This is a genomic window from Candidatus Hydrogenedentota bacterium (assembly GCA_035416745.1).
GTDB lineage: Bacteria > Hydrogenedentota > Hydrogenedentia > Hydrogenedentales > SLHB01 > UBA2224.
Map to the genome: position 1 here is coordinate 20,413 of DAOLNV010000066.1, position 12,731 is coordinate 33,143.

Consider the following 12,731-nt stretch of genomic DNA (forward strand, 5'->3'; position numbering starts at 1 on the left):
CTGTTACTCAGGCATCCCCGCGATGCCTGCTTTGCGGGCGCGATCGAGGCCGTAGATGGTCTGGCGGGTGATCTGGGTGAAGGCTTTGCCCATCCCGTGCTTCTCGGTCTCGAGAACGCCCTGCATCATGTCCTTCCAGAACTCGCGGTACTTGGGATCGCCCGTCTCCTCGTAGGCGAACGCGATGATTTCGGCATTCAGAGCGGAAGAAATGCCCCGGCTGCCGGTATCCCGGTAATTGGGGGCGTTCGTGATATAGCGAAACCCTTTCCCGGGAACCCATGACTCGTTCATGAGCCAATCGGCGGCGCGGACAAGCATGTCGCGCAGGTCCTGGCAGTCGCCGGTTTCCTGCTCGAGGTAGCGGAGCAGTCCGTGGCTGAGGATGCCGACCGCGAACGCTTTTCCGCCAAGCACCTTCTCGCCGCCGGTCTCATTGGCGGGGGGATAATGCGGCCATCCGCCCTTGACGGGGTCCTCGCGCTCGAAACAGCGCTCGACCATGATGCGGGCGGCGTTGAGGTAGTAGGGATTGCCGCTGAAGTTGTACGACGTGACGGCATTGATGATGGGCCACCCGCCGGAGCGTTCGATCGTGAAGTCGAACGACGGCGTCAGTGTGCGCGCCTGGGTATCTGCGATATGTTCGGCGACATACCGATGGAAAGGGTCTCCCGTCAATGCGGCGTAGAGCCACGCGCCCTGGTCGTAGACGTGCCCCTGGGCATCCCGCGCGCCGGGAAACATTCCTTTGAAACTGCTCATGTACTGCTGCATGCCCTCGTCGTTCGCGGGCACGCGAAGTTCTTCCACGGGGATGGATGTTCCGACGTGATTGAACGAATGTTCCCACACAACGCACCGTTCGCTCGCCGTGAACGGTCCGTGGCGCGTATCGACGGCGCCGTAATGGAGGGCCATCTCGAGACCGCGCTCGTAGATGTCGCGGCGGCCGGTCCGTGCCCATTGCAGCCCGAGCGCCCAGGCTGTGTCGTATTCGCTGTTGCCATAGTTGCAGTACCGTTCGCCGTACCAGTCGCCGAAATGCATCCATCCATAGGTGCGTTCGGTCTCCCGGTCGGCGAGACTGGCCTCGAAGCTCTGGTCGAACACGGCCTCGTATTCGTCCCACACACCCGGCGTGAGAGCAAACAGCGGCCGGCCAAAGATGCCCGAACCGCACAAGTATTCGGGCGGCGGCGTGACGAGCAGGGGCTGCTCGGCCCATGTCAGCCGCGTCTCGGCGTCCGCATCGGCAGAGACCGCGCCACCGAAGCGCAGCGACACGTCATGGCGCATCATCTGCCCGCCACGGAACACGTAGTTGCCGTTCTTGAACCAGGCAAAGAGTTTGTAGTAGACGGGATCGTACTCCGCCCCCGCGTAGGCGTCCGGGGGCAATTGCGGCAACAGATGCGCGCGCACTGCCCGCGGCTCGATCGAGATCGCTTTCGGGTACGTCTGCCAGAAATGTGGCACAAACACGTCGACGGCGGCGGCGCTGGTGGTTACGGACGCGAACCCGCGCGCGTGTTCGCCAGCCGTTTCGCCCGCGCCGCTCGAAACGGTGAAAGCGCGGTCTTCCAGTTGGCGTACGGAGATGCCGCTATCTGTCAGCGGAGCCAGTGGCGCTCCGTCAAATGCCGCTTGTGTGATCGCGCCGCCGGGAAGCGCGGCCACAAGTTGAACCGACGCCAGTTCACGAAACGCCGGGTTCGGCGACGCGTTGTAAACCCCAACGCTCAACCCGAGTTCGCGGTTTTGTGACGCAACCCTCGCCTGCATGAGATAGCGCCAGCCGCTGTCTGCGCCCGCGCCGGTCACCAGCGGCCCGGTCCATTGCAGCAGGGCTCGCACAGGACCCAAGATCTGAGCCACGGGACCCTCCCGGTCCGGTGGCCCGCAAAGAAGCTGGCTGCCGTCCGGCAGAGCCACCTGGAGACGGAGAGCAGAGCCCCGTGCGGCGTCGCGTTCGCTTGCGCTTATCGCTCCGTCGCCGTCCAGATCGATTGCATAGGCGCATGAGCTGGCGGGCGACGTCTTGCGCACCTCGAGTTCAACCATGCCGTTGCCCAGATGCCACGCATCGTCCGTTTCGGTCAATGTCGCTGGCGCGATTGTTGGCGCGGGGGTATCCCACGAAGCGCGCGCTTCGAGCCGGTATTCGGCGGGCTCGGGACCGGTCTGGGTCGCGCCAGGAAACGACAGGAGCGCCCATTTCAGGCTTCCGTCCGGCCAGCGCGAAAACTCGTCGGCTTGCAGTGCGACGGCCCGCCCATCCGGCGCGAACAAACGCAGATGGGCAGGGTCCACGACCGTCCCCCGAGGAAACGGCAGGCCCATGGTAACGGGCCAGTTAGTCCGGGCCTTATCCGCGGGTTCAGCCAGTCGCAACGGCACCGTCAGATTTGCGGTGGGCGGGGCCGGGGGCGGAGCCGGCCGAAACCGCACGACATCGGAGAACAGGGGTTTGCCGAGATACTCCGAGCGGACCCGCGCTTGATACTCCTTCGCGGGATCGAGCCCTTCGAGCGGCGCCCGGTGATTCCGGCCGGCGTATTCCGTTGGCTCGGTGACGGCGGCGAAGTTCCCCTCTCCGTACTCGACAACACCCGTTTTCACAATGGTGGTGGTGGTCCAGCACAGGTCGGCCTTGCCCCGCGCTGGAGACCACGCCTCGAGATGCTCGAAGCGCGGCGGCGGCGGTTGGATAGGCTGCTCGGAGAAATAGAGGCCGTACACGCGGTAGTACCCGACGGGGGCGGCTGCCGTAAAGGTCAGTTTATCGCCCTTGTGCAGCGCGATGGGCTGGTTCGAGCTGGCTACAAACTGCCCGTCCGGTCCCGCGCCCACAATGCAACCGGTTTCCTGTCCGTTGAGAGCGAGCAAGAGCCGCTCGATGCCATCCTCATCGTCGTTCATATGGAGGGCGAGGTAGTACGTGCCGTCGCGGTCCAGCGCGCAGCCGAAGGATTGTCCGGCCTGCTCGCCGCCGCGCAGTTCCGCGCCGGATACCTCGAAACCCTGCAAGTCCGTGAACGCGTCGATCTCAATCACGAAACCGTTCCCGTCCTGCAAGACCTGCGTGGTGATGTCGCGCCAGTATTCGAAGCGCGTGAGATTCAAGGCCGATGCCGGCACGGGCACGAATCGGACATAGTCAAAATAGCCGGGTCCAGGATTGCTCGCCGGATGGGCGAACCGGTCATCGATCCAGAACTCGAAACGGCCCTCAGGAAGCGCGCATGCCCCAAGGCTCAACTCGCCGCCCTCATACTTGGTCCAGTCGATTCCGTCGGGCGAATACGCCAGCGGACGCTTTCCCGGATCGCTGATATACACGAGATACGTACCCGGCTCGAGACCGTCGACGACGCAATGCAGGGGCGGCGCGCCCTCCTCCGGGGCCGCCCGATCCTGCGCAACGGCGGGGCTTGCCAGCACTGCCCCCCCGGAACGCTTCTTGTCGATTTCCTCCTCCTTGGTCCAGAGCATCCAGCGGCCGGGGGCTCGTTCGTCCCGCGTCCACGCCGATTCGGGAGCGGCGATGGCCTCGCTCTCGTAGACGATGCCCTCGGGTTGGACTGCACGGGCGGCAAGGGACAGCAAAAAGCCCGCGGCCAGAATACACACGGAAGGCCATGGCGTGCGCGTCGTGAACATTCCGATTTCCTTTCGTTATCAGAGGAGGACTCCCGGCAATCTCAGAATAACCGGATAGCGCCCGTGCATCAATTCGACGGCAGGGTAAGGGCAGTTTGGCTTGGTTGCGGCTACGCCGCGCCAGGAAATGTTCGGTATTGCCCGGCCAGAAGTGCATCGCCAGGTGACTCTTCCCTGTTTTGCCGTGTTAGAATCGCGGAAAACGGGCTGGCAAACCAGCCGTCCTCAAGGCCCGGGCAAAGCATTATCACGAAAGGATCGTCCCTTGGTTTTCAAGCTAATCGCATGCGACGTGCTGACCCGCGAGACCTCTTACTGCATCGCCCGCTGCCCTCACACGGTCAACCCCGTGTTTCTGCCAAAAGGCGAACACAACGAGCCGGACAAACTGCGCGCCAGGCTCCAGTCCATCATCGACGGCATCGCCTCCGAGGAGCAGAACTACGACGCCGTGGTGCTCGGCTACGGGCTCTGCGGCAACGCCACCATGGGATTGCAGGCCCGCGAGCTGCCTTTGGTCGTGCCCCGTGCGCACGATTGCACCACTCTGTTCCTGGGCTCGAAACAGGCGTTCAGTGAGCACTTCGGACAGTGCCCGAGCCAGACATGGGCGTCGGTTGGCTACTCCGAACGCGGCGATACCGTGATAGCCGATGAACGCACACGGGATTATCTCACCGGCGGAATGGATTACCGCGCCCTCGTCGAGCAATACGGCGAGGAAAACGCCAAGTACGTCGCCGATATGTTGCGCGGCTCCCACAAATCCGATGCCGTGTTCCTCATCGACGTGCCCGAGACGCGCGTCGAAACGGTACTAAGCCAAATCCGCGCTGAGGCTGCCGCAAACAATCTTCCCCTGAACGAGATCCCCGGCAGCCTCCGTCTCATCGAGATGCTTTTGTCCGGCGAATGGCCGGAAGCGGATTTTCTCGTCGTTCCGCCCGGCCACCGCATCAAAGGAATCTATGACATGGATCAGGTTATCGCGGCCGAGGCAGGGGAAACGTGAACCGCCCTACGCCTCGATACCCTCGAGGCGCAACAGCGCGCGCTTCCAGGCAAGCCCCGCGCCAAAGCCGCCAAGACCGTCGGATGCAAGTACGCGGTGGCAAGGCACCACGATTAGCAACGGGTTCCGGCCGACGGCCTGTCCTACCGCTCGGGACGCCCGCCTGCCATAACCCAGTTCCTTCGACAAATCGCCGTAGGTAACCGTGTGTCCCCAGGGAATGGCGCGAAGCGCATTCCAGACGTTCCGCTGAAAGGCGGTGCACTCGCCGAAGTCCAGGGGGATATCGTCGAACGATTCGGGTCGGCCTGAGAAATACCGCTCGAGAGCCGCGCCGAGCGCGCGCACACGGCCATCGTTCACCGGCGAGTGAAGCACCTTGATGTGAAGCGGGGGGTTCTTGGAGCGTGGCAATACGAGCGAGCAAAGACCCTTGTTCGAGAACCATCCCGATATGGCGCCCAAAGGGTGCTCGAAGCAGAAATCCGCGGTCTGAAGCTCTGGTTTTTGCATTCCCGGCTTTTCTCCTCTGCGGCCCACAGAATGTTTTCGCCTGTAAACAAGGATATCAGGATTTGGACTTGACGCTCACGGTTATGGCGCCGGGGTGGCCGCCGGAAACCTCGACGGGCCATTCCGAGACCATGCCAGTGAGCACGTCGCGCACGATAACCTTGTAAAGTCCCGGGGCTTCGTTCAACGCCAGGGGGATGTACGTTTCACCCTCGCCCTCTACGCATAGAACCGTCTTGTCGTAGTAGGAGAGCGGCGTGCCCCCGAGCGGGCGCAACTGCACATGAACAAGATGGTCTCCGGGGGGCTGGTCCGCGGTCAGGATCCGGAGCCCAACGGTCACGCGATGGCCGGGCGGGACGCTCTTGGGCACCGCCACCTGAACATCAGTCACGCGGTAGGGCAGCACCGAAAACAGCGCAACGCCGCCCGGGTCCGCCCGCCAGCCCATGTTCCTGGGTCTGCGGACCTCGAGACCCTTCTGCATATCGTAAACATAGCCCTCGTCTGGAATGCCGAGCCGGAACTTAGAGCGCCTCGCGCATGCCGGCTGCACCAGCGCGGCATAGACCCTCGCCTTCCCAAAACGAAAACAGAACCGTTGACCGTCAAAGGGCCTTTTGCCGCTGATTTCGAAGATCTCGGCAGCTCCGGCAAGGCGCAGCGCGTCTTGGAGCCGCGTGCGGGTTTCCTCTGGAAAATCCTCGCTGAAGGATTGATTCAGGATGTACGCCTGGGCGCTTTTCTGCGGAGGCGGCTGGGCCCCGGCCGCGGCATCAGGCGCTGCCTCGCTCCCCGGCGCCGGCAACGGCGTGAACATGTCGTCCAGCGGCGGTTTTTCGCGCGGTCGGCCGGATACATCAAACGCTCCCGGCGGGGTATCGGCCAGAAGCATGCCGCCCGACTCCACAAACATGCGGAGCCCTGCGGTTTCAGCATCGCTTAAAACATCCACGCCTGGGAGAACAAGGCATTTGTAAGTGGCAAGGACCTCCGCGCGGACATCGTCAGAGGGGACGAGAGCAGCGGCAAGACCGAGACTTCTCAGAAGAACCAACGCTCCCGCGAAGGCCCCGGATTGGCCCGTGGCGCCATGCAACAGTTCGCTCGGACGGCTGTCGTAGACGGCAATCGGCGTCTCGGCAGGGTACGCCATGAGAAACAGTTCCGAGAACCCTGCTCGAACGGCCCTGGTTTGCGCAATCACCTCCGAAAACACCGGGTCGACCGCGCCACCGGCGTCAAGTACGCTTTCCGGACCCTCGTCGAGGTTCCACCAGAGCCCGCTATGCCGGTGAAGCGCCGCGTGCCAGGGCCACCACCGGCCTTGCTCAGGAGTAGCCGCGCCGGGCACGAGAAGAACGGTTCGCGCATCCGGCGCACGGTAGGCAGCGGCGCGGGCCATGACCCCAGGGTCCGGTGGCGCCGCCACAAATTCAATGGCCGCGGCCGTCTCGCGCCAGAGCGGGCTGATCCCTTCCCGGGACGCGGCCATGCTGAAACCAGCGGAGGCCTCGGACTCGGCCGCATGAACGGCATCCCGCCCCATGCCATAGAGGCGCAGAAACACGGCATCAACGTGTTGGCAAAAACGCATCCACGGCTCGAAGAACCCTTCATCGGCCGCCTGCTGAATGGTCTCGAGCGTCAAGCCGTCCCATGCTTGGAAACGAGATGCCCATTGCCCCCCCAGCGCCGAGGGTTCCCCGAATTCCGACCACAACGCCGCGCGAAACTCCTGCATGACCGAAGGGGACGTACGAACCGCGTCGTACGTCTCGCTCAGCCCGTTGGCTCCTCCCAGGAGAAAGCCTTCGGCCGCGCCAAGGCGCAGCCGGCGCACTTCCTGGGTAACCTTCTCCAAGGCCGGCGGCGGCGGCGCTCCCTGAGGCACGTTTCCCTCGCTGGCGATCGCGTCGATGCCTTGCGGAGTCCAGTACTCCGTCAACTGAAAAATGGGGGTCTGGCCGGTCTCGGGCACAAAACGCGCGGCGTCTTCCCGGGCGGGAACCACAATGGCGGTCACGCCCGCCTTCGCCAACAGCTCGTTGAACGCCCTCAAGCCATATTCCTGGCTGGTATGATTGGCGATGGCCAGAACAAAGCCCTGCGCCGGCCCTGCCAACCGCACCCCAAGCGGGATTCTGGCCCCCCCCGCGTTGACAAGCTGAATCTCGTCGGGCCGCGGACTCTTAGGCGATTGCGAAAAGACCAGGCATTCAAGCGCCAGGCGATTGCTGATCAGATCAGCCACATCGAGCCGGGCCGTAAATGTCCGCCGTTTGCCGGGCGCCTCCTGCGTGCCGAAGCCTACACGCCTGCCATAGGGATCTGTTGCCCGAAGCGCGACAACACAGCGCCGGAGACCGTCTTCCGTGCGCTGGGAAGGCAGCAGCTCTAACGTCACGAGGATGGTGTCGTTGGCCTGCACGACATCCTGCTCCGGGCGGAGTCTGTCGAAAAAGGGCCGCACGCTTATGGTCGCGGCAATCGAATGCCAGTCCACCGTCTTGTCCCCGTCCTTCAGCCACGTGTCCAGGTAGAAAGCCCCCGGAATAGCGGGCACAGCCAGCGGGAAGCTCTCTTCCCCGGCTTCGAGAGACTCCTCAGGCTGGAGGAATTGGGTGCGCCACTGGCGTCCGGGCTGGCGCAGTTGCGCGACTATCCCGTACGTCTCCTTGGCCGGAGCGTTGAGATGCAGCTGGTATGCATGCAACATCCGGGTGTCGGTTGATGCCGCATACTCGCGCATCTCCTCCTCGGTCATTCCCGGCGGCAACTCCTCGAACCCCGCTTCCCGCACCGCCGCCTCCAGGATCCGGTCGATCCATTGCGAAGGTTCGCGCTGCGCCGCCCACAATGCCGCTTTCGCGACCAGAGACCAATAGGTCTCGTAATGCGTCCAGTCCGCCTGCTCGGGATAGATCAGCTCGGGCAGCAACGCGTGATAGAAGGGACCCGTCCCGGGATAATTCAGTTGAACGACCCGGCCGCTGCCGTACGTGGACGCCTGCACGAAATCGAGCCCGCCGCGCCACTCGGGAGTAAGCCCCTCGGCAATGCCGCGCGTGATGGGCGAGGCGGACTCAACCGGAGCAAGTTCTTGCAGGAAGTCATTAAACCAGTCGGGCACGTTGCGCCGGTGGTTGGCGAGGAGAAGCCCCGCGCCCCCGCGCACCATTTCCTCGATGCGCGCGAAAACCGCCTCCGGCAATGACGCGACGTCCACATTGGCCAGAATAATGAGGTCGCGGCGGCGTTCAAGACATTTTCGCAGACCCTCAAACCGGTCTCCCGCCGCGGAATCTGCCGGCGGCGGGTCCAGAAACACCGCCTCATAATCCATATCTAAGCGCACCGCCAATTCCATGGCATCCCGTTGCGCGATGCGCGGAAGCACAAAGAGCACGCCAAGAGGTTTGGCGCCGAGGGGATGTCCCCAGCGCACCGTAGTGGGCCGTTCGAGCCTTGGCAATTCAGCCGCGGGTGCCATCGGCGCTCCGAACGACGGAGCGGTAGCGCAAATGCCGGCGGCTGCCACAAAAGTCAGGATACAGACCCATCTGGACGCTGTTCGTGGTGTCGGGTTCATTGCCACCATAGTGTATCAAACGTCGCGCGGCGCCGGGAACCGGCTTATCCAGACCACGCGCAAACGCCTGCCCGGGCAGGGCCGGATAGGACCAACGGGACCGATGGCACAAAGGAGATGCATCGGGGGACAGTGCATCCGGGAGCGCCGGCCCGCCAGCCCCGCATTCTTCCGCCGTTTGATTGCCGGCGCGCACCTGTGGTAACCTCTTCGCGCGCTTGCTTAGTCGAGAGGGTGAGCCCTGCCTTTCTGTTCGTTCCGCATTCTTCCGGAGGCGTGCGCAAGGGTATCCCTGATCCCTTGGACGAGTTCGATTGTGGCAGCAAACAGCGCAACTGCCGAGAGCAAACAGAGGTAGAAGCCCGCAACCGGGCGTTGGCGAGCGGCCATGAGCAAACCCCTGATACTGGTAACAAACGACGACGGTATTCAAGCGCCGGGGTTGCAAATGCTGGCCGAGGCACTCCGGGAACGGGGCGACGTGTGGGTCTACGCCCCCGACCGTGAACAGAGCGCCGTCAGCCATGGCGTGTCGCTGCATCGCCCGCTTCGCGTGGCGGAAGTGCGGCCGCAATGGTTCATGGTAGACGGAACGCCGGCCGATTGTGTCATGCTTGCCGTCCGGAACTTGCTGAACCGGCGCCCGCAACTGGTGGTTTCAGGCATTAACCCGGGCGCCAACCTGGGAGACGACGTCACGTACTCGGGAACCGTGGCCGGGGCGCGCGAGGGCATGTTGTTGGGCGTTGCGTCGTTCGCGGTATCAGATGTGTCGTACAATCCGAAGCATGCGGACACGGCAGCCCGGGTCGCTGCGAGAATCGCGCAGTACTGCCTCGAACGCGGGTTGCCGCAAGACACGGTGTTGAACGTAAACGTGCCGGATGTGCCATACGAGGAATTGCGGGGCCTGTCGGTCACTCGGCTGGGACGCCGCGATTATAAGGACGAGATCATTCGCCGCATGGACCCCCGCGGCGGCGTGTATTACTGGATTGGCGGCGCCGAGCCAAGCCACGTAGCGGCACGCGGCACGGATTTCGAGGCGATTGAAGAGGTCCGGGTAAGTGTGACGCCGATACACCGGGACGTAACGAACCAGGGCGCGATCGCCGCCTTGGCCGGATGGGATGTCGCGCTGTGAAAGAGCAACTTGTCGAGTTTTTCACCAGCCAGTTTTCGCTGCCGGTAGCGACCGTGTTCCTGGCCACGCTGCCCATTCTGGAATTGCGCGGCGCGTTGCCGGTGGCGATTTTGTGGAAAGAGCCGTTACCGTTGTGGCAGGCGTATCCGCTTGCGGTGTTCGGGAACATGCTTCCCATCCCGTTTATCATCTTCTTGCTGCAGCCGATCACGGATTTCGTGCGGAAATGGGAACGTGGCGAACGGTTTGTTGAATGGTTGTTCGCCCGCACGCGTCGGAAAGGCAAGAATATCGAAAAGTACGAGTTCTGGGGTTTAACGGTTTTTGTGGCGATTCCCCTGCCGATGACCGGCGCGTGGACGGGCGCCATGGCGGGCCATTTGTTCGGGTTAAAGTGGTACAAGACGTTCTTCGCATGTTTCTGCGGCGTGTGCATCGCCGGAGTGGTCATGTCCGTGTTGGCGATCTTCGCACGGGAACTGTTTGTGCAGCTGTTCGGTCTGGGATGAACCCCGGCCGGTCAAGTACTTTTGTTCGGCGCCTTGGGGCGCGCGATTAACCGTAGAGTCAGAAAAGGAGTAACGAGACCAATGTGTGGAATAGTGGGGTACATCGGAGATAAGCAGGCGACCGAGATCATCATGAGCGGCCTGCACCGGCTTGAATACCGCGGGTACGACTCCGCCGGCGTGGCCGTCGTTAAAAACGGCAAGCTCGAATGCATCAAGAGTCTGGGGAAATTGAAGGTGCTCGATGCGAAACTGGAAGAGACCCCGCTGGAAGCGCCCATCGGGATCGGCCACACGCGATGGGCCACTCACGGCGTGCCCAGCGAGGTCAATTCGCACCCCCATTTCGACGGCCCCAGGGAGATCGCCGTGGTGCACAACGGCATCATCGAGAATTACCAGGAGTTGCGCGAAAAACTCCAGGCCGAGGGCGTCGAGTTCCGAAGCCAGACCGACACCGAAACCATCGCCCACCTCGTGCGCAAGTACTACAAGGGCGACCTGTTCGAGGCCGTGAAACGCGCCCTGCACGACGTCGAAGGCGCGTATGCCATCGGCGTCATCTGCAAAGACCATCCGGACCTGCTGGTCGCCGCGCGTCACGGCAGCCCCCTGATTGTGGGACTCGGCAAGGGCGAGGCGTTCATCGCGTCCGACGTGCCGGCCATCATGAAATACACCCGCAAGGTGCTCTACATCGATAACGGCCAGGTCTGTGAAATCCGCCGCGACGGGTACAAGATCGAGGATCTCAAGGGCAATCCCGTCACGCTCGACGTGAAACAGGTTGACTGGGACGACGCGGCGGCCGAGAAAGAAGGTTTTCCGCACTTCATGTTGAAGGAGATCAACCAGCAGCCCGACGTAATCCGCAACACCCTGCGCGGCCGCGTTACCGAGCGCTCCGAGGAAGTCCAGCTCAAGGACATGAACATCGCCGTCGAGGAATTGAAGGCCTGCCAGCAGATCCACATCGTCGCCTGCGGCACGGCATGGCATGCGGGCATGGTCGGCAAGTATCTCATCGAGAAATTCGCGCGCGTGCCGGTCGAGCTGGATATCGCCTCCGAGTACCGCTACCGCGATCCCATCATCCCCGAACACACCATCATGATCCCCGTGTCGCAGTCCGGCGAAACGGCGGACACCCTCGAAGCCATCCGCATCGCCAAGAGCAAGGGCGCAAAGGTCGCGTCCATCGTGAACGCGGTCGGCTCGAGCGTGGCGCGCGAATCCCACGGCGTCATTTACCAGCAGGCGGGCCCCGAGATCGGCGTGGCCTCGACCAAGGCCTACACCTCGCAGGTAACGTGCTTCGCCTTGTTCACCATCTGGCTGGGTGAAACCCGCGGCAGCATCTCAAAACAAGAAGCCCGCAAGATGATCGCCGAACTGCGCGCCATCCCCGACAAGGTCCAGTGGATCCTCGACAACCAGGAAAACATCATCAACTGCGCCAAGAATCCCAAATACCTCGACACCTATAACGCGCTGTTCCTGGGCCGCAGCTACAACTACCCCAGTGCGCTCGAGGGCGCGCTCAAGCTGAAGGAGATCAGCTATATCCACGCTGAAGGCTACGCCTCCGGCGAAATGAAACACGGTCCCATCGCCCTCGTAACCAACAAGCTGCCCGTCATCAGCGTCGCGGTCAAGGGCGATACCTACGACAAGACCGTGTCGAACATCCAGGAAATCCGCGCCCGGAGCGGCATCTGCCTCAACGTCGCCACCATCGGCGACGAAGACATCAAGGTCCACAGCGACGACATCCTCTGGGTGCCCGAGTGCTATGAGCCTTTCAGCCCCATCCTGGTGGCCGTCCCACTCCAGTTGCTGGCCTACTACATCGCCGCCAACCGCGGCTGCGACGTTGACCAGCCCCGCAACCTCGCGAAGAGCGTGACCGTGGAATAGCCGCTGCAACCCGCATCTCAAATCCCGGGCCGGCGTCCCGAGCGAGGGCGCCGGCCCGGTTGTTTTCGGAAACAGAGGGAAGGTTTCCGCCCCGTGCTTGAAGACGGCCAGCCACGCGTTTCGCGTGGCTCAGCCCTGGGGATAGCGAGCCATCCCCCTCTCCAGCCCCGCAGGGGCGGCAGAAGCTTCTCCTCACCGCAGTCACATGAATCATGAGCAAGATGCTCATGACGCCTTCAAGCACATACGTCCCTTGCCTGCGTTCTTTAGATTGGAGACCTGCCGGTCGCACGAGTGGCTGGGTCAGGAGACCCCGCCACAGCGGAGGTCGCAGGAGTGGCCGGGTCGGGAGACCCCGCCACAGCCAGCTTCCGCCCGTTC

At 63.0% G+C, this 12,731-nt stretch carries 7 protein-coding genes; 4 read left to right on the top strand and 3 right to left on the bottom strand.

Translation table 11 applies throughout. The annotated features are described in order from the left end of the window. Window positions 1-3: 3 nt before the first annotated feature. Window positions 4-3,663 carry a hypothetical protein gene (locus PLJ71_16960; protein HQM50381.1) on the bottom strand — a complete coding sequence of 1,220 codons (3,660 nt, stop codon included), beginning with the start codon at window positions 3,661-3,663 and terminating at the stop codon, window positions 4-6. Between the two features lie 265 nt (window positions 3,664-3,928). Between PLJ71_16960 and PLJ71_16965 the strand changes: the two genes are divergently transcribed. Further along, on the top strand, window positions 3,929-4,675 hold the full coding sequence (locus PLJ71_16965; protein HQM50382.1) for a DUF1638 domain-containing protein: 747 nt from the start codon (window positions 3,929-3,931) through the stop codon (window positions 4,673-4,675). A 6-nt stretch (window positions 4,676-4,681) separates the two neighbouring features. Here PLJ71_16965 and PLJ71_16970 read toward each other — a convergent pair whose 3' ends face one another. Then, the gene (locus PLJ71_16970; GenBank protein HQM50383.1) at window positions 4,682-5,188 is read right to left on the bottom strand and encodes a methylated-DNA--[protein]-cysteine S-methyltransferase; all 507 of its coding nucleotides are present in this window, start codon (window positions 5,186-5,188) and stop codon (window positions 4,682-4,684) included. Between the two features lie 55 nt (window positions 5,189-5,243). Continuing rightward, on the bottom strand, window positions 5,244-8,681 hold the full coding sequence (locus PLJ71_16975; protein HQM50384.1) for a hypothetical protein: 3,438 nt from the start codon (window positions 8,679-8,681) through the stop codon (window positions 5,244-5,246). A gap of 487 nt (window positions 8,682-9,168) precedes the next feature. Between PLJ71_16975 and surE the strand changes: the two genes are divergently transcribed. The 3 genes from surE (at window position 9,169) to glmS (ending at window position 12,350) form a co-directional block, all read left to right on the top strand. Further along, the gene (gene surE / locus PLJ71_16980; GenBank protein HQM50385.1) at window positions 9,169-9,924 is read left to right on the top strand and encodes a 5'/3'-nucleotidase SurE; all 756 of its coding nucleotides are present in this window, start codon (window positions 9,169-9,171) and stop codon (window positions 9,922-9,924) included. Beyond that, window positions 9,921-10,433 carry a small multi-drug export protein gene (locus PLJ71_16985; protein ID HQM50386.1) on the top strand — a complete coding sequence of 171 codons (513 nt, stop codon included), beginning with the start codon at window positions 9,921-9,923 and terminating at the stop codon, window positions 10,431-10,433. Before surE ends, PLJ71_16985 begins: the two co-directional genes overlap by 4 nt. 81 nt (window positions 10,434-10,514) lie before the next feature. Further along, complete coding sequence (glmS, locus tag PLJ71_16990; GenBank protein ID HQM50387.1) at window positions 10,515-12,350, top strand: glutamine--fructose-6-phosphate transaminase (isomerizing); 1,836 nt, start codon at window positions 10,515-10,517, stop codon at window positions 12,348-12,350. Window positions 12,351-12,731 lie beyond the last annotated feature (381 nt).

Bases quoted from the DNA above. Each gene is read 5' to 3' on its own strand.
- PLJ71_16960 (HQM50381.1), bottom strand. From the start codon at position 3,663: ATGTTCACGACGCGCACGCCATGGCCTTCCGTGTGTATTCTGGCCGCG.
- PLJ71_16970 (HQM50383.1), bottom strand. From the start codon at position 5,188: ATGCAAAAACCAGAGCTTCAGACCGCGGATTTCTGCTTCGAGCACCCT.
- PLJ71_16975 (HQM50384.1), bottom strand. From the start codon at position 8,681: ATGGCACCCGCGGCTGAATTGCCAAGGCTCGAACGGCCCACTACGGTG.
- surE (HQM50385.1), top strand. From the start codon at position 9,169: ATGAGCAAACCCCTGATACTGGTAACAAACGACGACGGTATTCAAGCG.
- glmS (HQM50387.1), top strand. From the start codon at position 10,515: ATGTGTGGAATAGTGGGGTACATCGGAGATAAGCAGGCGACCGAGATC.